The following is a 22212-nucleotide window of genomic DNA, read 5'->3' on the forward strand; positions in this document are numbered from 1 at the left end:
GTGCTCACGCTGTCCGAGGGGGACACCATGAACGACGGCCCGCACCCCGGCGCGCAGTGGCGCCGGACGTTCGGCCGCTGGGGCGAGGACCTCGCCGCCCGGCACCTGCAGGCCGCCGGCATGGTCCTGCTCAGCCGGAACTGGCACTGCCGGGAAGGCGAGCTCGATCTGGTCCTGTCCGAAGGCGACCGGGTGATCTTCTGCGAGGTCAAAACCCGCTCCAGCACCGAATACGGCACCCCCGCCGAGTCGGTGACGCCGGAGAAGATTGACCGGGTCCACCGAGCCGCCATGCGCTGGCTGAAGGAACACCGAGTCGGCTGGTGCCGCATCCGGTACGACGTGGTGACCGTCTACGCCCCGGACGGCGAAGAGCCGGTCGTACGCCACTTGGCGGGAGCTTTCTGATGCCCCACGCCAAAACCTGGTCCGTCGCGTTGCTGGGCATCGAAGGCCGAGTAGTGGAAATCGAAGCCGACCTGGGCGGCGGCCTGAGCCGAGTCACGCTGGTCGGCCTGCCCGACGCCGGCCTGCGCGAGGCAAAAGACCGAGTCCGCTCCGCGGTCCGCAACTCCGGCCAGTCCTGGCCAGACGGCAAAATCACGCTGGCCCTGTCTCCCGCCAACCTGCCCAAAATGGGCTCCGGCTACGACCTGGGCATCGCCGCCGCGGTCCTCGCCGCGATCGGCGCCGTCCCCGCCCGGAAACTCCTGCACACCATCCTCCTGGGAGAACTGGCCCTGGACGGCAGAATCCGCCCCGTACGCGGCGTCCTCCCCGGCCTTCTGGCAGCCAAAGCCGCCGGCCACGAACGCGCCGTGGTACCGATGGAATCCCTGGTAGAAGCGGCCCTGGTAGACGGCCTGGAAGTCTCCGGCGTAACCCGCCTGGCCGAACTCATCGCCTGGCTGAAAGACGAAGGCGACTTGCAACCACCCGCCGCCCCGGTCGCCGCCGCCCCCGCGGCAATCCCCGATCTGGCCGACGTAGTAGGCCAACCGGAAGCCCGATGGGCACTGGAAGTCGCGGCAGCGGGCGGCCACCACCTCCTGCTCACCGGCCCGCCCGGAGTCGGCAAAAGCATGCTGGCCAGACGCCTCCCCGGCCTGCTCCCGGATCTGTCGCCGGGCGAGTCCCTGGAAGTAACCGCCATCCACTCAGTAGACGGCTCCCTGTCCAAGTCCTCGCCCCTCGTCACCGTCCCGCCCTTCGTCGCCCCGCACCACTCGATCAGCCCACCCGCCCTCATCGGCGGCGGCACCGGCCTGGCCGCCCCCGGCGCCATCAGCCGAGCCCACCGAGGCGTGCTTTTCCTGGACGAGGCCTGCGAATTCGGCAACCAACGCCTCGACTCGCTCCGCACCGTCCTGGAAGAAGGCGAAGTCCGCATCGCCCGAGCCAAAGGCGTCGTCCGCTATCCCGCCCGGTTCCAGCTGGTCCTTGCCACGAACCCCTGCCCCTGCGCCCCGCCGAGAGAAACCGACTGCACCTGCTCGGCAACCACCCGCCGCCGCTACCTCTCCAGACTTTCCGGCCCCCTCCTGGACCGAGTAGACCTCCGCGTCCGCCTGCGCCCGCTCACCGCGATCTCCGCCCACCAATCCGCCACCCCCGAACCGTCCTCGACAGTCCGAGCCCGAGTCCTGGCCGCCCGAGACCGCGCACAACACCGCTGGCACGAACACGGCTGGCACTCCAACACGGAGGTGCCAGGCCCCGTCCTGCGCCGAGATTTCGCCCTGCCCCCGCCCGCCACCGCGGTCCTGGACCGAGCCCTGGACCGAGGCCTCCTGACCGCGAGAGGAGCCGACAGATGCCTGCGCATCGCCTGGACCCTGGCCGACCTGGCCGCCCTGCCCCAACCAGACACCGACCACGTCACCGCGGCCCTGGACTTCCGAGAACGCAAAGCCGGCTAGCCCAGGTCGGAAGCCATCCCGCACGACGATCCGATCTCGCGAAAGGCTCGGCCCCCGGGCAAGCGCCCGTGCTCCTGCGCATGGCGATCGGGCACTGACCGGATGGCATCTCGCCGCTCGATCCTGGCCGGCGGCCGACGCTCACCGGACCGCGCGTGACAGCTCCCGACCGGTCCGCCGCCCGCTCGCCAAAGCCTGGCCGGATGTCTCACCTCGGATAGTCAAACCCGTCCGTCCTGCTGCGCATAGCGATCGGGCCCTGGCCGGACGCCATCTCGCAGCTCGATCCGGGTCGGCGATCGACGCTGACCGGGCCGCGTGCGACAGCTCCCGACCGGTCCGCCGCCCGCTCGCCGTAGCCCGGCCGGATGTCCCACCCCGGACAGGCAAACCCGCCCGTCCGAACCTTCGACGAAAGGAACCACCCATGTCCAACCGAGCCATCCCGTCCGCCACCCCGCGCGCCCGGCACCGCAGGCCGAAGACGCCACAGCACAAGATCGTCCGGCATCTGCACCCCGTGCGGCGCAGGGAAGTCCGCCCCGAGCACGACCCGGTCCGGGTGCGAGAACGGTTGGCGCTGCATCGCCACCTCGCCGTCGTCCGCTCCGAGAACCCTGGCTGCCGAAGAGGTGCGGCGTGAGCGTCGCGGTCGAGGACCAGACTGCGGCGACCGATTCCGAACGGCTCGCCCGCGCGTATCTGCTCGGCGTCGCCGAACCGCCGGCACCCCACTTGCTGGAGTTCGTCGGCGAACACGGCCCGGTCGTGGCAGCCGAGCGGGTCCAGGCCGGAGACTGTCCCGAGCAGGTTCTCCGCGAAACGGCCGCACGGCGGGAATCCACGATCGCGGAACAAGATCTCGAGGCGGCAGCCAAAGCCGGTGCCCGGCTCGTGGTTCCCGAAGACCACGAATGGCCAGCGTGGCCACTGCTCTCGCTAGCTGTAGCGACCGGAAACGGCGTGAAGCACGTAGCCGCGCCGCTCGGGCTGTGGGTCCGTGGCAGCGCGAGCTTGGCCGAAGCTGCCGACCGGGCAGTGGCGGTTGTCGGCGCCCGGATGGCTACGGACTACGGCGTGCACAACGCGCTCGAGATCGGCCACGCGTTGGCAACTCGACAAGTACCGGTCTTCTCCGGCGCAGCCCTGGGCATCGACGCCGCCGCCCATCGCGGTGCGCTCAGCGGTGGCGGAGTCACGGTCGCGCTGCTCGGATGTGCAGTCGACTATTCCTATCCCGCAGGCAACGTCGCCCTGTTGGACCGCATCGCCGACGGCGGCGCGCTCGTCAGCGAGTACGCGCCGAAGACACCGCCCGCGCGCCATCGATTTCTGGTGCGCAACCGCCTTATCGCAGGTCTCACCGACGGCACAGTCGTTGTGGAAGCCGGAATCCGCAGCGGCGCACGCAACACCGCCACCATCGCGGGCGCGCTCGGCAAGGTCGTGATGGCGTTGCCGGGATCAGTGCATTCGGGCAGTTCGGCCGGGTGCCATGCGCTGATCCGGGACTGCAAGGCCACGTTGGTCACCTCGGTCGACGAGGTGCTCGAAACCGTCGGCAGGTTCGGCACAACGGCTCCCGCGGCCGAGTCGAGTCGACGGCCTACCGACAATCTCGGCCCGGAGGCGTCGCGGGTTTACGACGCGCTGCTTCCGCGCGCCGGGCGGGCTCCGGAGGAGGTCGCGGAAAGCGCCGGAGTGCCGGTTTCCCGAGTTCGCGCCTTGTTGCCGGAACTTGAAATCGACGGCTTCGCGGTGCGCGGCGACACCGGCTGGCGGCAGATCGTCCGAACGGCCAACCGATGATGGGCGTGGCGATGCTTGACCAATGGCGATGGTTCGCGCAGCGTAATCGGCATGCCCTCAGCGAGTGCACGCAAGGACGCGGTCCCGCGTCCCGGTGGACACCGGAAACACCCGCCACGACCCGATCTTCGTGCTCTTCGCGCCGAATTGCCGGAGTCAGCCGAGTCGGTGGTGGCCGGTTACGAACGGCATCTGTCGTTGGAGCGTGGGCTGTCGCCGCACACCGTGCGCGCGTACGTCGGCGACGTCGTTTCGCTGTTGGCGTTCGTGACCGTGGGGGAGGGAGACCGTCCCGCGCGGCGCTTTGAGGACTTGGACGTCACGCAGCTGCGCGCGTGGCTCGCGGGGCAGCGCTCGGACGGCGCCGGGCGCACCACCCTCGCGCGCCGCGCCGCGGCCGCGCGCACGTTCACCGCTTGGGCGCACCGCACCGAATTGCTGAAGTCGGACCCGGGCGGTCGGCTGGCCGCGCCGCGCGCGCACCGGACCCTGCCCGGCGTGCTCCGCGCCGAACAGGCCGACGCGCTCATGGACGCCTCCGCGAAAGGGGCAGCCGAACGGGATCCGGTCGCTCTGCGTGACCGCGCATTGGTCGAGTTGTTGTACGCAACCGGCATTCGGGTGTCGGAGCTGTGCGGACTGGACGTCGGCAGCGTGGACTTTTCCCGCCGCGTGGTTTCGGTGGTGGGCAAGGGAGACAAGGAGCGGACGGTGCCGTTCGGCGTCCCGGCGGCGGAGGCGCTGACCGCGTGGCTGGAGGACGGACGGCCCGCGCTGGCTGGGGAAACGCCGGGGCCGGCGCTTTTCCTGGGCGTTCGCGGCAAGCGCCTGGACCCGCGCGCGGCGCGCCGAGTGGTGCACGAGGCGGTGGCCGCGGTGCCGGGTGCAACGGACATGGGGCCGCACGGCCTAAGGCATTCCGCCGCGACGCATCTGCTCGAAGGAGGTGCCGATCTCAGGAGCGTTCAGGAACTGCTTGGTCACGCTACGCTGGCCACGACCCAGCTCTACACTCATGTGACCGTCGATCGGCTGAAGGCGATCCATGACCGAGCACACCCGCGGGCCTGAAGAGGCCGGCGGTGGCTCGGCCGGGGACGGCAGGGCCGGACCGCCGGCGCACGCGCATCCGCACGAGCACGGAGACCACACTGAGCAGCACGCCGAGAACGATCGTGCGATGACTTCCACGTCGCAGGTCACGGAGGCCGGGACGGATCGTCCCGGCGTGCAGGACGCCGTCAACGGGGACGGTCGTCCTGGTCAGGACGTCGACGCGGGGATCCAGGCGCTGTGGCAGCAGTTCGCCGACAAACCGGACCAGACGTCGCGCGACCGGCTGGTGCTGCACTACGCGCCGCTGGTGAAGTACGTCGCGGGCCGGGTCGGCACCGGCCTGCCGACGCACGTAGACGTCGGCGACCTCGTGCAGTCTGGAATATTCGGATTGGTCGACGCGATCGAGAAGTTCGACCCGGAACGCGGGCTGCGCTTCGAGACGTATGCGATGCAACGCATCCGCGGCGCGATCCTGGACGACCTGCGGTCCCAGGACTGGGTTCCGCGCGCGGTGCGCAGCAAGGCGAAGGAAACCGCCCGCGCCCTGGAACGCCTCGGCGCCCGCCTGCACCGAACCCCGACCGACGCCGAACTCGCCGGCGAAATGGGCATCAGCCTCGACGACCTGCGCGATTTCTACGGCCAGCTCCGCCTGACCAGCGTGGTGGCACTGGAAGATCTCGTCGCGGCGGGCAAAGACGCCGGCTCGCTGGTCGACACCCTCCCCGACGACGGCGCGGTGGACCCGGTGGCCGTCCTGGTGGACCAGGACAACCGCCGCCAGCTCGCGGAAGCCATCGCGCAGCTCACCGACCGGGACAAGATCGTGGTCAGCCTCTACTACTTCGAAAGCCTGACCCTGGCGGAAATCGGCAAGGTCCTGGGCGTCACGGAGTCCCGCGTGAGCCAGCTCCACACCCGCGCGGTGATGCGGCTGCGCGCCAAGCTGATGGAACAGCCCAGCGGCTGACCCCGGCCCCTTGGCCGCGGAGCGGCGGACGGCAACGGCCTGGCTGCTGGGCAGCCCCGGTTTGCCTCTGGCCCGGCTTGCTGCCGCCACGGCTTGCCTGCGCCATGGTTTGCCGTGGCCACGCCGTGCCGTGGTCAGGTTTGCCATGCCGCCATGGCATGCCGGCGCCACCCCGTGCCGTGGCCGCGACGTGCCTGCTGCCGGGCGAGTGAGGTCGGTAGCGGTGGTGGTTTGGGCTGTTGGCCTCCTTCGGGTCGCGCCTTGTGGGCGGAATGGGTTGCCAGGCCGGGAAACTTGGTCGGTGGGTTGCCTCCGAGGGCGCCTGTCGCGGTCGAGGTGGGCGGTAGCGGGTGGCGTAGTGGTCTGTTGGCCTCCTTCGGGTCGGGCGGTGATCGAGTACGCGGACTCGTGAGCCCTCGCGACGAGCGGTTTGCGGTAGTCGGGCTGGAGCTGCTCGCTGCGAATCGCCAGGGTTGGCGCGTTGAATCAGCTCGTTTCTGGCGCTGGATTTCTGCTGTCGCGCCGATTCCGGGCGAGGGCGGGGCGAAGTGGTGTCACGGGCCTTCTGCCCATGGCTTGAGCCGGACTTGGCTGGGAGTGCCGACCAAGGCGAGCGGGTCGATGTATTCCGTGCCGCGGCGGGCACCCCAGTGCAGGCAGACGGCTGTTGGGCAGCCGGGGTGGCCTGGTGTCGCGGTTCCTAGGGGCTGGCCGCGGTAGATCTGGTCTCCGGGGGCGACTGTCGGGGTGATGGGGAGGTACGTCGTGTGCAGGCCGCCGTCGTGGTCCAGGGCGACTACTCCCTGGCCTGCTACCTGACCGGCGAACACCACTACGCCCTTGTCCGCGGCTAGTACTTGTTGTCCGGCTGCGGCTTCCAGGTCTACGCCTCGGTGGCCTGGGCCGAACGGGGTCGCGGGTGGTTCGAAGTTGCGGGTGACGTGGGGGCGGGGCGTCAGGGGCCAGGCCAGGCGGCCGGGTTGTTCTGGGGCGGGCTGAATGGGCTGGGCGTCGGCTCGGTTGTTGAGCAGGGCTGCTGAGCCTGTGGACAAGGTCAAGACTGTGGCCACGATTAGCCACGTACGGGTGGTGTTTCGGTGGCTGCGCGGGGCGAACAGCGGGACTTCGCTGACGGCTCCAGCCAGGCGCAGCGGTGGGTGGCCCCAGCTGAAATCGCAGGGCAGGGAGATTCGGATCCTCGGCAGGAGCGTGGGTGCGGTTCGGGGGCGGGGTGGGCGGAGGAGCCTGCGGGAGGAGAACAGGGCGTAGCGGGTGACTGTGCCTGCGGCGGACTTCGCGCGAGCCCAAGCACGGCGGATTCTCCGCGGTCTGGCGGGTGTTCTGCGGTGACGGCCGCTCCGGGGGAGTGGATGCGCTGAGGTGGCGGGCGGGACTGTGTCGTCCGGGCTCAGCAGCGCGGCTGCCGCGGGTGGGTGCTGGGCGAGCAGGGCGGTCGTTGCCAGGACTACTGGGTGCGGCATCTCGGCCGCCGACGACTCCGACTCCGACTCCGACGCCGAGGACGAGGACGGATACACCGCCGACGCCGACGCCGACTCCGACGCCGAGGACGGGGACGGGGACGGAGACAGGGACGGCGATGGGGACGGCGACGGCGATGGGGACGGCGACGGCACTGACCGCTGCAGTGACGACGAGGGCGAACTGAGCTGCGGCGAACTGAGCGGGGACGGACTTAGCGGGGAGGGATTGAGCGGGGACGGACTGAGCGGCGACGAACTGAGCCGCGAACCGGACTGGCTGCTCGCTTCCCGGTCCGGGCGGGGAAAAGGCGAGGGTGCCGAGCCGGGAGCACTCCGGTTGGCGCGAGAATCGGCAGGTCGGGCAGAAGCGGCAACGGCGGAGAATGGTCGCGTAGTGGTCATGCCTCCATGGTCATCCACCGGCCGACGGGAACCGGCCTTTCGGTGGCAGTTGTCCACAGGCGGACACAGTTGTGGACAACCCCGGGCCGGGCGAAGGCTGCCCGCAGGGGCGGGCCTGGTGGCGGGGAGTAGAATCAATCCCGCAGCCCACTCGCTGGGCTGACTTCGCGTGCACGTGCGCGCGTCCCCGGACGGGCCGCTTCGGCGGGAACCCGGACGGAGGGGCGCACGGTGTCCGGCGGTCCCTGGGGTTTCGCGTTGCCGAACCCGCGGGTCCGGGCATCGGCTACGGCACCAGGGCCCACGACCTCCCGGTCGCGGGTGACTAACCGGAACAGCGCCTCCGCGGGCGGATCGAAAGACCGACAGCGGGAGCGCGCGAGTACAGAGAAGGTGTGATTCCGGCAATGGCCGTCGTCACCATGAAGCAGCTGCTCGACAGCGGCGTGCACTTCGGGCACCAGACCCGTCGGTGGAACCCGAAGATGAAGCGCTACATCTTCACCGAGCGCAACGGCATCTACATCATCGACCTGCAGCAGACGCTGACGTACATCGACCGTGCGTTCGAGTTCATCAAGGAAACCGTCGCGCACGGCGGCACCATCATGTTCGTCGGCACGAAGAAGCAGGCGCAGGAAGCGATCGCCAACGAGGCCGCGCGCGTGGGCATGCCCTACGTGAACCAGCGCTGGCTCGGCGGCATGCTGACCAACTTCCAGACCGTCCACAAGCGCCTTCTCCGCCTGAAGGAGCTCGAGGCCCAGGAGCAGACCGGCGGTTTCACCGGACTGACCAAGCGCGAAATCCTCACGCTGACCCGCGAGAAGGACAAGCTCGAGAAGACCCTGGGCGGCATCCGGGACATGGCCAAGGTGCCGTCCGCGGTGTGGATCGTCGACACCAAGAAGGAGCACATCGCCGTCGGCGAGGCTCGCAAGCTCAACATCCCGGTCGTCGCGATCCTCGACACCAACTGCGACCCGGACGAGGTCGACTACCCGATCCCGGGCAACGACGACGCGATCCGTTCCGCCGCGCTGCTGACGAAGGTCGTCGCCGAGGCCGCCGCCGCGGGCCTGATGGCCCGCTCCGGCCGCAACGGCGCCTCGGCCGACGCGAAGCCGGAGACCGGTGCTTCGGACGAGCCGCTGGCCGAGTGGGAGAAGGAGCTTCTCGCGGGCTCGGAGACCGCCGCCGCCGACGCGACCGAGGCCGCCGCCGCGACCGAGACGGCTGCCGCGGCGGAGGCCCCCGCGGCCGCCGAGACCGCGGAAGCGAACGGCGAGCAGGCTCCGGCCAACTCCTGATCCACCCCGTCCGGGCGGTCCGCGCAGGGCCGCCCGGACGGCGCTCACCGCACACGTACCTGAAACGGACGGATTCAACACGATGGCGAACTACACCGCCGCTGACGTGAAGCGCCTGCGCGAGATGACCGGCGCGGGCATGATGGACTGCAAGAAGGCCCTCGAGGAGAACGACGGCGACTTCGAGAAGGCTGTCGAGTTCCTGCGCATCAAGGGCGCCAAGGACGTCGGCAAGCGCGCCGAGCGCGCCACCGCCGAGGGCCTGGTCGCCGGCGACGGCGGCGTCATGATCGAACTCGACTCGGAGACCGACTTCGTCGCCAAGAACGACGAGTTCCAGCAGCTCGCGGCGAAGATCGTCGAGGCCGCGAAGGCGCTGAAGTCCAGCGACGTCGAGGCCCTCAAGGCCGCCGACCTGGACGGCAAGCCGGTCAACGAGGTCGTGCAGGAGCTGTCGGCCCGCATCGGCGAGAAGCTCGAGCTGCGCCGCGTGGTGTCGTTCGAGGGCAAGACCGCGACCTACCTGCACCGCCGCGGCTCCGACCTCCCGCCGGCCGTCGGCGTGCTGGTCGAGTTCACCGGCGACGACACCGACGCCGCCCGCGGCGCCGCCATGCAGGTCGCCGCGCTGCGCGCGAAGTACCTGACCCGCGAGGAGGTGCCGGCCGAGATCATCGAGAACGAGCGCCGCATCGCCGAGCAGACCGCCCGCGAGGAAGGCAAGCCCGAGCAGGCGCTGCCGAAGATCATCGAGGGCAAGGTCAACGCGTACTACAAGGACAACGTGCTGCTCGAGCAGCCGTCGGTCAAGGACAACAAGAAGACCGTCAAGGCCCTGCTCGACGAGGCGGGCGTGACCCTGACCCGGTTCGCCCGGTTCGAGGTCGGCCAGGCCTGAGCGAGGCACTGGGACTAGGTTCTGGCACTGTGCCCCGTCTCCGCGCATCGGGGACGGGGCACAGTCGGGTCTACCGAGGGGCAGGAGGCGACAGACATGGGTGAGGACCGGGTCGAGGGCGGGTACCGCCGGGTGCTGCTGAAACTGGGCGGCGAGATGTTCGGCGGCGGCGCGGTGGGCGTCGACCCCGACGTCGTGCACTCCGTCGCCCAGCAGATCGCCGACGTCGCGCGCACGGGAGTGCAGATCGCGGTGGTGATCGGCGGCGGCAACTATTTCCGCGGCGCGGAGCTCTCCCAGCGCGGCATGGACCGCGACCGCGCCGACTACATGGCGATGCTCGGCACCGTGATGAACTGCCTGGCGCTGCAGGACTTCCTGGAAAAGGAAGGCCTCCCGACACGCGTGCAGACCGCGATCACGATGGGCCAGGTCGCCGAGCCCTACATCCCGCGCCGCGCGGAACGGCATCTCGAGAAGGGCCGCGTCGTGATCTTCGGCGCCGGCGTCGGCATGCCGTACTTCTCCACCGACACCGCCGCCGCGCAGCGCGCGCTCGAACTCGGCTGCGAAGCCGTGCTGATGGCGAAGGCCGTGGACGGCGTCTACACCGCGGACCCGAAGACCGACCCGGACGCGAAGATGTTCACCGACATCACCCACCGCGAGGTGCTCGAGCGCGGCCTCAAGGTCGCCGACGCCACCGCGTTCAGCCTCTGCATGGACAACCGGATGCCGATCATCGTGTTCAACCTGCTCACCGAGGGCAACATCGCCCGCGCGGTGGGCGGTGAGAGGATCGGCACGCTGGTCTCCACCCCCGCCGACGAGGCGTCCGCCTAGACCTGCTGGGATCAAGCTCAGGTCCGACAACACAACACCGGGAGTAGCCGTGATCGACGAGACCCTCCTCGACGCCGAGGAGAAGATGGAAAAAGCGGTGTCCGTCGCGAAGGAAGACCTCACGTCGGTGCGCACCGGGCGGGCCAACCCGTCGATGTTCTCCCGCATCGTCGTCGAGTACTACGGTGCGCCGACCCCGCTGAACCAGCTGGCCAGCGTCAACGTGCCGGAAGCCCGGATGGCGTTGATCAAGCCTTACGACCAGACGCAGCTGAACGCCATCGAGAAGGCGATCCGCGAGTCCGACCTCGGCGTCAACCCGAGCAACGACGGCAACGTCATCCGCATCGTCATCCCGCAGCTCACCGAGGAGCGGCGCAAGGAGATGGTGAAGGTCGCGAAGGGCAAGGGCGAGGACGCCCGCGTCTCGATCCGCAGCATCCGCCGCAAGGCCAAGGAAGAACTCGACCGCATCGCCAAGGACGGCGAAGCGGGCGAGGACGAGGTCGCGCGCGCTGAGAAGGAGCTGCAGAACCTCACCGACACCTACGTGCACCAGGTCGACGAGCTGGTGAAACACAAGGAAGCCGAGCTGCTCGAGGTCTGATGAGCCAGGTGAGCGAGGAACGCGACGAGCGGGTGAGCGACATCCCGCCACCGGACCCGGCCGCCGAGCCGGACCCGGTGTCGCGGCCGGAACCGGCTCCGGAAAACCCTGCCGTGCGGCGGAAAACGGACTCCGCGGCGGCTTCGCGCGCGGAATCCGGTGCCGCGTCGGGGAAGCAGGCGGAAACCGGAGACGCGTCGGTGAAGGGTGCGAAAGGCGTTCCCGCGGACGGGCCGGCCAAGAAGGCGAAAGCCGCGCACAAGGGTGCGTCGGCGAAGGGCCTGAACGGCGAGCCTGTTCCGGACGGGGGCGAACCCGCGGACGACGCGAAAGCCGAGCCGGAGAAGAAGGCGTCCCGGGCCGGGCGCAACCTTCCCGCGGCGATCGGCGTCGGGCTGCTGCTCGGGGCCGCGATCATCGTTTCCCTGGTCACCGTCCGGTTCCTCTTCATCGGGGTCATCGCCGCCGCGATCGCGGTCGGCACGTTCGAGTTCTCCGGCGTGCTACGCCGCGTCGCGGACACCAAGGTCGCGCTGATCCCGGTGCTCGTCGGCGGGCAGGCGATGATCTGGCTGGCCTGGCCGTTCGGCCGGGAAGGCGCGCTCACCGCGTTCGTGCTCACCGTTCTCGCCTGTCTGCTGTGGCGCTTGCCCGGCGGCGCCAAGGGCTACGTGCGCGACGTCGGCGCTTCCGTTTTCGCCGCCGCGTACCTGCCGTTGTTCGGCGCGTTCGCGGCCATGCTCGTGCCGCCGCACGACGGTGTCGGCCGGGTTCTCACCTTCCTGATCGGCGTGGTCGCTTCCGACACCGGCGGCTACATCGCCGGCGTGCTCGGCGGCAAACACCCGATGGCGCCCACGATCAGCCCGAAGAAGTCCTGGGAGGGCTTCGCCGGTTCGATGATCGCGGGCATCGCCGCGGGCGTGCTCACGATCAGCCTGATGCTGGACGGCCACGCCTGGCAGGGCGTCATCTTCGGCGCTGCCATCGTGCTCACCGCGACGCTCGGCGATCTCGTCGAATCGCTCATCAAACGCGACCTCGGCATCAAGGACATGGGCACGCTGCTGCCCGGCCACGGCGGCATCATGGACCGCCTCGACTCGCTGCTGCCCTCGGCCGTCGTGTCGTGGCTGCTGCTGTCGGCCTTCGTTCCGGCCTGATCCTCAGTCGTCGTACGGGTCGTCGACCTCGGCGCGGCCCACGTCTTCCAGCACCCGCGAGTGGTCGATCACCGCGAACACCGCGCCGTCCGGATCGGCGAGGATCGCGGTGCGGCCGAACGGCGTGTCGTACGGCTCGATCACCACCGAACCGCCCAGCATCAGCGCCTCGCCTGCCGTCGCGTCCGCTCCGCGCGCGGGGTCGATTTCGAAGTACACGAGCCAGTGCGGGGGAGTGTCCCGGCGGTATTCGGGACCCATCACGTAGCGGTACAGCACCGCCGTGTGCTCAATGGAATATTCGGCATAGTCAACGCTTTCCCCGTCGCCGACCTGACGGCTCGAGTAGTTGAACAGCTTGGTGTAGAAGTGGTCCGCGGCCACGCCGTCGTGCGTGTTGAGGTCCGCGCCGCTGAACGTGTTGGGCACGCCGCCCGCGAACTGCCAGTCCGGCGGGGCTTCCCAGAACACCACCGGCGCGCCGCACGCGTCGATCGCGTGCACGATGCTGCCGCGGTCGGGAATCGCGACCGGTCCCAGCGTCACCTGTCCGCCGAGGTGCTCGACCCATTCGGCCGCGCTCGCCGTGTGCGGCACCGCGAGCTGCATCGTCCAGCCGGGCGCGCTGCGGGCGCCTGCTTGGTATAGACCACCGGCGGCGACCCCGTCGCACGAGGCGATGGAGTACCGGCCGGTCGGCGACGCGGGATCGCGCCGGGTTTCGTATTCCCAGCCGAAAAGGCGGGAGTAGAAGTCTTGGGTGCGGGCTTCGTCGTGGCACGCCACCTCGACCCAGCAGGGCAATCCTGCCGGGATCGTCCGGGCGCCTGGCCAGCCGATCGACATTGCGTGTCTCCTCCCCGATGAGGGAGAAGTGTATTCGGCGGGGCGGGGTTCTACGCTCTGAGCGGGAAAGCCGACGGCGTCCCGTGACCGGAGAGGAGTGTTGTGCGCTGGTTCTTCCGCGGTCCGGCGGCGTCCGGAGAAGTCGTTCCCAGCCCGAACATTTGGTACTACCAGGACGTCTACGACGTCGAAAACCGGGCGCAGGACGCGGACGGCGAGATCTGGCGCGTACTGCGCGAAGAGTCCGATTGGACCGGCCGCGACGTTCTCGATCTCGGCTGCGGTGACGGATACCACTTGCCGGTCTTCGCCGCCGACGCGCGTTCGGTGCTCGGAATCGAACCGCACCCGCCGCTCGCGCGGGACGCGGAGCGACGGGTGCGGGATCTGGAGAACGTGCGGGTTCGCGTGGGACGGGCGCAGCGGTTGCCGGCGGACGACGCCAGTGTGGACGTCGTGCACGCGCGCACCGCGTATTTCTTCGGCCCTGGCTGCGAACCCGGGTTGCGCGAAGCGGAACGGGTGCTGCGGCCCGGAGGATCGATCGTGATCGTCGACCTCGACGTGACCAGTGAGCCGTACGGCGGGTGGATGCGAGCAGATCTGCCGCACTACGACCCGCCTGCGGTGGAACGCTTCTTCGCCGCGCACGGCTTCAACTGCCGGCGCGTACGCACGCGTTGGCGCTTCGCGGACTTCGCCGCGGCGGAATCAGTACTGAAGATCGAGTTCAGCGCGAAGGTCGCGCAGCGGGCGATCGCCGACACGCGGCAGCTGAACCCGGGGCCGGGCGAAGTGACGCTGCCGGTGGGCTATCGCGTGCATTGCCGCGTCAAGCCCACCGGCCTCGTCCTGCCCGGTCACTCGGCTGCCTCTCCGGACTCGGCCGAATCATCCGAGTCTTCGACCTCGCCGAGGATCGAGTAGATCGACCGGCGTGCCTCGTTGAGTACGTCCACCGCGCGGGCCTGCTGGTTCTCGCTGCCCGCGCGCATCACCTGCACGACAGCCGCGGCGAGCGTCGCGCCTGCCTTGCGCAGGTCGTGCTCGACCGGTTCGACGTCGTCGGTGAAGTGTTCCCACGGCGGCGTGCCGGTCTGCTGCTCGGCGGTGGTGCGGCCCTCGTCGGTGAGCTCGAAGAGCTTCTTCCCGCTCTCGTCGCGGCTCACGACCAGGCCTTCGTCGGCCAGCATCTGCAGGGTCGGGTAGATCGAGCCGGGGCTGGGCTTCCAGAGCCCGCCGCTGCGCTCGCCGATCTCGCGGATGATCTCGTACCCGTGCCGCGGCTGCTCCGCGAGCAGAGTGAGGATCGCCGCCCGCACGTCGCCGCGCCGGCCGCGCCGGGAGCCCCGGCGTCCGCCGCCCGGACCGTGGCCGCGTCGTCCGCGCCCGCCGGGCCCGAAGGCGAACTCGCCGAATTCCCGGCCCCAGGGGCCGAAAGAGGACCGTCCGTGCTCTTCGTGTTCTCCGTGTTCGTGATGTCCGCCGGGGAAGGAGCGTCCGCCGGGGAACGGGTGTCGTCGTCGGTTCATGGTCTTGTTTTCCTTTCTCGAACTGTTGCGACACGTTCACGATATATCGGAAACGGTCGGTTGGCAACCGTGCCGACAACCGGACCGGCAACCCGGGGACCTGAGCGACCGGCGGAGACGGCGGTCGGCGATACTCGAAGCACTAGCGAAAACACCCGAACGACCTGGGAGACCCGACCTCCGATGCTGGACCGTGCGGTCATCGACGCCCTGTTCCCCGCGGATCTGCCCGAGCCTGAGCACTGGGAACAGCGCTATCCGGCCCGGCAGCTGCCCGACGGCGCGAAGGTGACCCGGTTCGGCCCGTCGCCGACCGGCTTCGTGCACATCGGCGGCATCTACGTCGCGACGATCGACCAGGACGTCGCGCGCCGTTCCGAGGGCCGCTACCTCGTGCGCGTCGAGGACACCGACCAGTCGCGCGAAGTCGAGGGCGCGCTGGAGCAGTTCGAGCGCGGCTTCGCGTACTTCGGGCTGCAGGCCGACGAGGACGCGGTGCGCGGTGGCGAGTACGGCCCGTACCGGCAGTCCGAGCGTGAGCAGATCTACCTCACCTACGTACGGCACCTTCTGCGCGAAGGCCGCGCGTACATCGACTTCGCGACGAAGGACGAACTGGCGTCCATCACCGCACGGCAGCAGGCCACGAAGCTCCCGACGGGCTACTACGGCTCGTGGGCGATCTGGCGCGACGCCGACGCGGCCGACGTACAGGCGAAGCTCGACGCGGGCGAGCCGTGGGTGGTCCGCTTCCGCGCGCCGGACGACACCGGGCAGCGCGTGCGCTTCACCGACGCGATCCGCGGCACCATCGAGGCCGAGGCCAACCGCAACGACGTGGTGATCCTCAAGAGCTCCGACCAGAGCCCGCGGCTGCCGACCTACCACTTCGCGCACGCGGTCGACGACCACCTGATGCGCGTCAACCTGGTGATCCGCGGCGACGAGTGGATCTCGTCGGTGCCGACGCACCAGCAGCTTTTCGACGCGCTCGGGTTCGAGCCGATCCAGTACGCGCACATCGCGCCGCTGATGAAGCAGGAGGGCGGCAGCAAGCGGAAGCTGTCCAAGCGCAAGGACCCGGAAGCCTCCGTCGACTTCTACCTCGAAGCCGGCTACCCGGTTCCGGCGGTGCTGTACTACCTGCGCGGCCTGGCGAACGGACGGCTCGCCGAGATGCCGCTCGCCGAAGCGCTCGACGCGCCGATCAACCTCGACGAGTGCGGCGTCGCGGGTCCGCTCGTGGACCTGGTGAAGCTGGACGACCTCGCCGCCGACTACGTCGCGACGCTGTCCGGCGAGGAGATCCTCGCGTCGGTGCTGGAGTGGGCCGAGCGCTTCGACCCGGAGCTGAAGGCGGTCCTGGAGTCCTCGCGGGAGCTGGCGCTGCGCGCGCTGGCGGTGGAGCGCGAAGGCGTCGAGAACCCGCGCAAGGACCTGAAGAAGTGGAGCGAGTTCCGCGCCGTCTACGGGTTCTTCTTCCCGCAGCTGCACCAGGCGGCGACCGGTCCCGAGGACGAGCGGATCGCGGCGCTGGGCGTTCCGGCGGACGTCGTGCGCGCGGTGGCGTCGGACTTCGTGTCGGCGTACCAGCAGCTCGACGACGGCCAGGAGTGGTTCCAGCAGATCCGCGACGTCGCGGCGAAGCACGGCTTCGCCAAGAACGCCAAGGAGCTCAAGAAGGACCCGGACGCGTACCCGGGGTCGATCCGCGAGGCGTCGCAGATCATCCGGATCGCGATCACCGGGTCCACGCGCAGCCCGGATCTGCACTCGATCACGCAGGCGCTGGGCGCGGAGGAAACGTTGCGCCGCTTCGGGAATCTGGTCAACTGACCCCGTCGTGAGTGCTGATCGCGGTTCTCACCGTGATCAGCACTCACGAGTTGAGGTACGTCAGCACGGCCAGGACACGACGGTTGCCGGTCTCGTCGTCGGTGATGCCGAGCTTGCCGAACAGCGACGTCGTGTACTTGCTGATCGCGCTTTCGCTCAGGAACAGCCGCCCGGCGATCGCGGTGTTCGACAGCCCTTCCGCCATCAGTTCCAGCACCGAACGCTCGCGGTCGGTCAGCGTGCCGAGCCGCTGATCCGGTGATCCGCTGGTGAGCAGCTTCGAGATCACCGCCGGGTCCATCGCGGTGCCGCCGGCCGCGACGCGTTCGAGGGCGTCGATGAATTGTTCGGCCTCGAAAACGCTGTCCTTCAACAGGTATCCGACGCCGCTGGCCCCGCCGACCAGGAGTTCGCGGGCGTAGAGCTGCTCGACGTGCTGCGACAGGATCAGCACCGGCAACCCGGGCGTCTCGCGTCGCGCGGCGAGCACCGCGCGCAGGCCTTCGTCGGTTTGCGTCGGCGGCATCCGGACGTCGACCACGGCCACGTCCGGCCGGTGTTCCCGCAGCACGGCGACGGTTTCCGGACCGGTCGTCGCGGTCGCCACCACCTCGTGGCCGTAGGCCTGCAGAAGCCGGACCAATCCGTCCCGCAGCAGGTAGAGGTCCTCGGCTACGACGATGCGCATGGCACCATCATCCACGCTCGGGTCGGCCCGCCTTCGGGGCTGGTGATCTCCAGCGTGCCGTCGAAGACCGCGAGCCGGCGGCGCAGCCCGCCGAGCCCGCCTTCCGGGTGGATTTCGGCCCCGCCGCGGCCGTCGTCCTCGACCTCCGCGCGCAGCTGATTCCCTTCCTGCAGAAGGGAAACCTGGACGTGCGACGCGGCTGAGTGCTTCACCGCGTTGGCGAGCAGTTCGGCGATCCCGAAGTACAGCGCGGATTCGATCGGCGGGTCGAGCGGCTGCGGCAGATCGGTCTCGACCGCTACGTCGAGCGGCAGGTCCATCGCCATCGCGCGGACAGCGTCGGCGAGGCCGCGTTCGTTCAGCACCGGCGGGCTGATGCCGCGGACCAGCTCGCGCAATTCCGTGAGCGACGTGGCCGCGCCGGCCCGGGCGTCGCGCAGCAATTCCTTGGCTTGCTCCGGATTGGTCTCCATCAGCTTCTCCGCGGTCGCCAGCGCGAGGCCGAGCGCGACCAGCCGGGCTTGCGCGCCGTCGTGCAGATCCCGTTCGATGCGGCGGATTTCCGCGGCTTGCGCGATGGTCGTGTCCGCGCGCAAGGCGGTGAGAGTGTCGACGCGGTCGGCTAGCTCCATCGTCGCGGACGCGCCCAGGAACCGCGTCGCGACCGGGATGACGCTTCGCCACGCGTACGGCGCGGTCGCGATCGTGACCAGCAGACCGGACAGGTATCCGGTGGGAAGGGCCGTCAGCGCCAGGACCGCCGCGACGACGCCGAGCAGCGGCACGAGCGCGACCAGGCCGAACGAGACCGGCGCGAGGAGGGCGAACCGCAGGTCCCGCCAGGTCGCCGGGTCGTAGCGCCAGTTCTTCATCCGCTGCTCGCGCCGGGCGTCCTCCCGGGAGCGGGAGTAGGAGTGGCCGTTCCACCAGTAACCGGTCGAGAGCTGGGTGATCGGCGGCAGTTCGCGGTATCCGGGCGGGAGCACGATCCCGGTCCAGTTCGCGACCATGGTCCGGGTCATCCGGCACACCGGCTTCGCCAGCAGCAGCGTCCCGATCGCCGCCCAGACGAACGGCGCGATCCACGACCACGCGCTGCCGCCCCACAGCTGCCACAGGCCCACCGCGGCCGCCCACACCACCGGTATCAGCAGGGCCACGCCCGCGGCTTGGGCGGCGCGGACGAATCCCACCCCGCAGTCGCGCATCCAGGACCGTAGCTGTCGCATCGTTTCTTCCCCCTGTCCATCCGGCTTCGGGGTCCACTGTGCACCACGAAACGCCGGATTCCCGCCGTCGCGGGACAGGAGTGGGTCCAGGCCCACCCCCTTGTGCGGCCAGGCCCATACCGGGCCGGGCCGCGGCTTTCTAGCGTTGCTGGCACAACGGGAAACCACAAGGGAGAACAGCAATGCAGACCATCGAACGCCCCGCCGCCGCCCAGCGTCCGTTCGGCCTCGTGAAGGGGTTCGTCGTGGCTTACGGAGTGGCGGGCGCCGCCGTCTTCGGGACGATCGTCGCCCTGGCGGCCTCCACCGGCACGGCGACCAGCTTCATGTGGACGCGGTCCGCCCTGGTGCCGGTCAGCGCCGTGATCGTGTACTGGCTGGTCTCGCTCGCGGCGAAGGGGTCGAACCGGGCTTATCAGCGGGCGCGGCTCGTCTCGATCGTCGCTCCGGTCGCTCTCGTCGGCGTCGACCTGATCCCGGGCGCGTGCCCGTTCTGGTTCCTGCTGCTGCAGACAGCCTGCGCCGTGCTGCTCGCCTGCGCGGCGGTCCCGCTTGTCCGGCTGCGCGCTAGCTTCCCGAAGTGAACCTCGGGACCAGCCGGATCCGGGTGTCGAGGTTCCGTTCGACCGCCGCGCGGCTCGACAGCAGGGGGAACGAGCCGCCGGACGCCCACAGGTCGTTCAGGTCGCGGTAGTGCGGGCTGCGCGGATCGCCGGACTGGCCGGGCGCGTTGATCGCCCGCGACGCGTCCCAGTCGCCGACGTCGAGCGCCATCTTGAAGGTCGCGCCGATGATCTGCTGGTAGGTGAGCGGATGGAAGAACGACGGGTGGACGGTCTGGTAGTCGCCGCCGACCGGGGTCGGGCCGACGTTCGGGCCGCCCGCCGGATGCGCGAACTCCTGGTACTGCAGCGAGCCCCAGCGCCATTTCGCCGGGTCGCCGCCGAGTTTTCCGGCGACGTCGCGGAAAGCGAGCGGGAGCGTGTCGAGGATCAGCTTGTCACGCTTGGCCGCGCCGCCCGGGCCGAACCACGCGTCGGGGTCGGCGAAGGACGCGAGCACGAGGCTGAAGTCCGGATTGATGGTGCGGGACAGGACGTCCGCGGCGGCTTGCGGGAGCATCGTGTGCGCCCAGCCGCCGTGGAGGTACTTCAGCAGCCACGTTTCGTACAGCGCGGCCGGGGCGGAATCCACCGAGGCGACGCCGTCGAAACCGCGCAGGAGTTCGAGTGCCTTCGCGGTGTCCGGATCGGTGGACGACAGGTTGCGCAGGAACGGGGCGAGCCGCGTGGCCAGCAAGGACTTTTCGTCGCGTTGGATGGCGAGCGAATCGGCGACGCGGGCGCGCGGCGTGGACTTGATCAGCTCGTCGATCCGCTCCTTGCGGTACGGCAGCTGCCACTCGTAGTTGGACACCACCGGGAAGCCGGGCGGAAGGTTGTAATCGTTGGCGGAGGCGAAGAATCCGGCCGGCGGGTTGTGCTGCCACGGGAGTTCGGAGTTGGCGTGGAAGCCGTTCCATTCGTAGCGGCCGTCTCCGGGGACGGGCAGGAGGCCGTCGTATCCGGCCCCGGTGCGGCGCGGGGTCAGCGCGCCGGGGACGTAGCCGATGTCGCCGTGGACGTCGGCGTAGACGAGGTTGGATCCGGGCGCGCCCCAGTTGCGCATCCCGGCGGTGAACTCGGTGAAGTCGCGAGCCCGCTGGTAGTTCAGGCTGCCGAGGTAGGCCGCACTGCCCGGCTCAGTCCACGCGGTGCGGACGGCGAACGCCCGGTTCGCCGCTTCGTCGACCTTCACGATCGGGCCGTGCCGGGTGAACGACAGCTCGCGGGTGACCGGCCGGCCGCCCAGCACCGGAATGGTTTCGGTGACCTTGGTGATCGGCTCCCAGCCGTCGCGGTAGCGGTACCGGCTGTGGTCGGCGGGGTCGAGTTCGTAGACGTAGAGGTCGGTCTGGTCGACCGGCAGGTTCGTCAGTCCGAACGCGACGGAATCGTTGTGCCCGATGGCGATGCCCGGGTTCCACGGCTCGCCGGCTCCGGTGAGATTCAGGCCGGGGGCGGAAAGCTGGGCGACATAACGACCGGACGGCAACGCGTCGGCGCCTCGGTGCGGGTCGTTGGCGAGGATCGGCCGTCCGGTGGCGGTGCGGTCCGGGCCGATCGCCCACGAGTTGCTGCCGCTGGTGGCGTCGGCGATGTCCTTCGGCCCGGCGACGCCCTTCGGGAACGTGACGGCCGCGGTTGCCTTGTTGTACACGGAAAGCACGTCGCCGGGGACTGAACAGGGATCGAGACCTTCCGGCACCGCGGCCTCGTGATCGGGGTGCAGGCCGCGGAGGTACTTGCTCGCGTTCGGCCCGGCCTGGCACACCATCTGCGCGCGGGCGACCTCCCACATCAGGTTCTCGCCGATCGCGTGTGTCCGGATCCGGACGACGTCCTCGGGCTGCCAACGCGACGGCTGGTAGCCGAGCTTGCCGAACTCCGGCGGGGCCGCTTCCGGATGCTTGGCGAGCCAGTCGACGTAGGAATTGATCCCCTCGGCGAACCGGGTGGCGGCGAGCTTGGCTTCGGGACCGTAGGCGGCCCATTCCTTTTTCATGTCGCCGCGGTAGAGGAAGAGCCGGGCCGCGCGGTCCTGGTCCACATAGGACTCGCCGAGGACCTCGCTGAGCAACCCGAGCCCCCGGCGGCGCCAGGTGTCGAGCTGGAAGAGCCGGTCGCGGGCGACGGTGAATCCCTGCGCGTAGAACAGGTCCGAGGTGTTGGCGGCGTAGATGTGCGGGACGCCCCATTTGTCGACGAGCAGGTCGACCGGGCGGGAGAGGCCGTCGAGAGCGATGGCGGGGCTCGCGGAGGCTGGGGTGGTGCCGAGCAACGTCAGAACGAGTATCAGGACGGTAGCTTTGGACCGCATTTCCCCACCCCCGGCAGCAGCATTGACCCCGCGCACGCTAATCGCGGCGGTCGCGGGGACCCACCCCTGAACCGGGACGAGTAGGGGGAACCGGACGCCGTGAGCGGTCGTCCAAGGTGCCGCTAGGGAGCTTCTTCAGTACTGTCCCGGCTCAGACCGAACCCGTGGGGGATGCGATGCGACGTGTGGTGGCGACGACTGCTGCGGTTCTGGCCGGTGGGCTGGGGCTGGCGGCCTGCGGCAGCAGCACCGAGGGCGGCGACAAGAATGTCGTGACCGCTGAAAGCAGCGCCTTACCGGACGCCAAGACTGGCACCCCGCTCGCGAACACTGATCCGTGCAGCCTGCTCAAGCCCGCTGACGTGCCCGAGCTCAGCAGCCAGGACAGCAGTGCCGCGCCCAAGGCCGACGGCCGCCGGTGCGAGGGCCCCGGCTACAGCGTCACCATCTCGGAGGTCGATGCCGACGGCTATGCCGTCCAGTTCGAGGGCTCGATGGTCAAGCCGATCTCCGACATCGCCGGGTACAAGGCGGGCACTATGGACACCCGCGGCTCTTGGCAGAACAGCTGCGCCGTCATTCTCGCCGTGACGACCAACGAGCTGGTCTTTGCCGCCGTGCAGGACAAAGGCTCGGGGGACACCTGCGACGTTGCCAAGAAGGCGGCGACGGCCATCGCGGGCCGCATTCCGCGCTGA

General features: G+C 69.7%; 21 protein-coding genes. 15 read left to right on the top strand and 6 right to left on the bottom strand.

Annotated elements, in window-relative coordinates; genetic code table 11:
* Nucleotides 1-27 precede the first annotated feature (27 nt).
* The 6 genes from ABD156_RS38800 (at nt 28) to ABD156_RS38825 (ending at nt 5757) form a co-directional block, all read left to right on the top strand.
* Nucleotides 28-408 (top strand): YraN family protein, encoded by a 381-nt coding sequence (locus ABD156_RS38800; protein ID WP_344286110.1) that lies wholly within the window; start codon nt 28-30, stop codon nt 406-408.
* Nucleotides 408-1919, top strand: a complete 1512-nt coding sequence (locus ABD156_RS38805) for a YifB family Mg chelatase-like AAA ATPase (RefSeq protein ID WP_344286012.1) — start codon at nt 408-410, stop codon at nt 1917-1919. Before ABD156_RS38800 ends, ABD156_RS38805 begins: the two co-directional genes overlap by 1 nt.
* 427 nt (nt 1920-2346) lie before the next feature.
* Nucleotides 2347-2562 carry a hypothetical protein gene (locus ABD156_RS38810; protein WP_344286013.1) on the top strand — a complete coding sequence of 72 codons (216 nt, stop codon included), beginning with the start codon at nt 2347-2349 and terminating at the stop codon, nt 2560-2562.
* Nucleotides 2559-3728: a DNA-processing protein DprA gene (gene dprA, locus ABD156_RS38815; RefSeq protein WP_344286014.1), complete on the top strand. Its 1170-nt coding sequence runs from the start codon at nt 2559-2561 to the stop codon at nt 3726-3728. The genes ABD156_RS38810 and dprA overlap by 4 nt, the downstream gene beginning before the upstream one ends.
* 51 nt (nt 3729-3779) lie before the next feature.
* Nucleotides 3780-4799 (top strand): tyrosine recombinase XerC, encoded by a 1020-nt coding sequence (locus ABD156_RS38820; RefSeq protein ID WP_377926109.1) that lies wholly within the window; start codon nt 3780-3782, stop codon nt 4797-4799.
* 109 nt (nt 4800-4908) lie between these two features.
* Complete coding sequence (locus tag ABD156_RS38825) at nt 4909-5757, top strand: FliA/WhiG family RNA polymerase sigma factor (RefSeq protein WP_377926111.1); 849 nt, start codon at nt 4909-4911, stop codon at nt 5755-5757.
* Between the two features lie 554 nt (nt 5758-6311).
* Here ABD156_RS38825 and ABD156_RS38830 read toward each other — a convergent pair.
* The gene (locus tag ABD156_RS38830; RefSeq protein ID WP_377926240.1) at nt 6312-6788 is read right to left on the bottom strand and encodes a murein hydrolase activator EnvC family protein; all 477 of its coding nucleotides are present in this window, start codon (nt 6786-6788) and stop codon (nt 6312-6314) included.
* A gap of 1262 nt (nt 6789-8050) precedes the next feature.
* Between ABD156_RS38830 and rpsB the strand changes: the two genes are divergently transcribed.
* From rpsB to ABD156_RS38855, 5 genes are all read left to right on the top strand, one after another.
* Complete coding sequence (gene rpsB, locus ABD156_RS38835; RefSeq protein ID WP_344286016.1) at nt 8051-8953, top strand: 30S ribosomal protein S2; 903 nt, start codon at nt 8051-8053, stop codon at nt 8951-8953.
* Between the two features lie 82 nt (nt 8954-9035).
* Nucleotides 9036-9851, top strand: coding sequence for a translation elongation factor Ts (gene tsf, locus ABD156_RS38840; RefSeq protein WP_344286017.1), 816 nt, complete (start codon nt 9036-9038; stop codon nt 9849-9851).
* 96 nt (nt 9852-9947) lie between these two features.
* Entirely contained in the window at nt 9948-10694 is a 747-nt protein-coding gene (gene pyrH, locus ABD156_RS38845) for a UMP kinase (RefSeq protein WP_344286018.1), read from the top strand.
* Between the two features lie 49 nt (nt 10695-10743).
* Nucleotides 10744-11301: a ribosome recycling factor gene (frr, locus tag ABD156_RS38850; protein ID WP_344286019.1), complete on the top strand. Its 558-nt coding sequence runs from the start codon at nt 10744-10746 to the stop codon at nt 11299-11301.
* 281 nt (nt 11302-11582) lie between these two features.
* Complete coding sequence (locus ABD156_RS38855; RefSeq protein ID WP_344286113.1) at nt 11583-12464, top strand: phosphatidate cytidylyltransferase; 882 nt, start codon at nt 11583-11585, stop codon at nt 12462-12464.
* A gap of 3 nt (nt 12465-12467) precedes the next feature.
* Here ABD156_RS38855 and ABD156_RS38860 read toward each other — a convergent pair whose 3' ends face one another.
* A complete protein-coding gene (locus ABD156_RS38860; protein WP_344286020.1) occupies nt 12468-13310 on the bottom strand; it encodes a VOC family protein in 843 nt (280 codons plus the stop codon).
* Nucleotides 13311-13412: 102 nt separating this feature from the next.
* Here ABD156_RS38860 and ABD156_RS38865 point away from each other — a divergent pair, with 102 nt between their 5' ends.
* A complete protein-coding gene (locus tag ABD156_RS38865; RefSeq protein WP_344286021.1) occupies nt 13413-14237 on the top strand; it encodes a class I SAM-dependent methyltransferase in 825 nt (274 codons plus the stop codon).
* Here the strand turns inward: ABD156_RS38865 and ABD156_RS38870 are convergent.
* Nucleotides 14171-14842, bottom strand: a complete 672-nt coding sequence (locus tag ABD156_RS38870) for a PadR family transcriptional regulator (RefSeq protein ID WP_344286022.1) — start codon at nt 14840-14842, stop codon at nt 14171-14173. The two genes, ABD156_RS38865 and ABD156_RS38870, sit on opposite strands and share 67 nt — an antisense overlap.
* A 183-nt stretch (nt 14843-15025) precedes the next feature.
* Here ABD156_RS38870 and ABD156_RS38875 point away from each other — a divergent pair, with 183 nt between their 5' ends.
* Nucleotides 15026-16678, top strand: a complete 1653-nt coding sequence (locus ABD156_RS38875; protein ID WP_344286023.1) for a glutamate--tRNA ligase — start codon at nt 15026-15028, stop codon at nt 16676-16678.
* A 43-nt stretch (nt 16679-16721) separates the two neighbouring features.
* Here the strand turns inward: ABD156_RS38875 and ABD156_RS38880 are convergent, their stop codons facing one another.
* Together ABD156_RS38880 and ABD156_RS38885 are read right to left on the bottom strand one after the other, a co-directional pair.
* Nucleotides 16722-17366 carry a response regulator transcription factor gene (locus ABD156_RS38880; protein ID WP_344286024.1) on the bottom strand — a complete coding sequence of 215 codons (645 nt, stop codon included), beginning with the start codon at nt 17364-17366 and terminating at the stop codon, nt 16722-16724.
* A complete protein-coding gene (locus ABD156_RS38885; RefSeq protein ID WP_344286025.1) occupies nt 17351-18595 on the bottom strand; it encodes a sensor histidine kinase in 1245 nt (414 codons plus the stop codon). Before ABD156_RS38885 ends, ABD156_RS38880 begins: the two co-directional genes overlap by 16 nt.
* A 182-nt stretch (nt 18596-18777) precedes the next feature.
* On the opposite strand from ABD156_RS38885, the gene ABD156_RS38890 reads away from it, so the two are divergent.
* A complete protein-coding gene (locus ABD156_RS38890; protein ID WP_344286026.1) occupies nt 18778-19179 on the top strand; it encodes a hypothetical protein in 402 nt (133 codons plus the stop codon).
* Here ABD156_RS38890 and ABD156_RS38895 read toward each other — a convergent pair.
* The gene (locus ABD156_RS38895) at nt 19163-21514 is read right to left on the bottom strand and encodes a penicillin acylase family protein (RefSeq protein WP_344286027.1); all 2352 of its coding nucleotides are present in this window, start codon (nt 21512-21514) and stop codon (nt 19163-19165) included. The genes ABD156_RS38890 and ABD156_RS38895 overlap by 17 nt on opposite strands.
* A gap of 176 nt (nt 21515-21690) precedes the next feature.
* Between ABD156_RS38895 and ABD156_RS38900 the strand changes: the two genes are divergently transcribed.
* Nucleotides 21691-22212 (top strand): DUF3558 family protein, encoded by a 522-nt coding sequence (locus ABD156_RS38900; protein ID WP_344286028.1) that lies wholly within the window; start codon nt 21691-21693, stop codon nt 22210-22212.

It is taken from the genome of Amycolatopsis albidoflavus (assembly GCF_039525725.1).
GTDB classification, from domain to species: Bacteria; Actinomycetota; Actinomycetes; order Mycobacteriales; family Pseudonocardiaceae; genus Amycolatopsis; species Amycolatopsis albidoflava.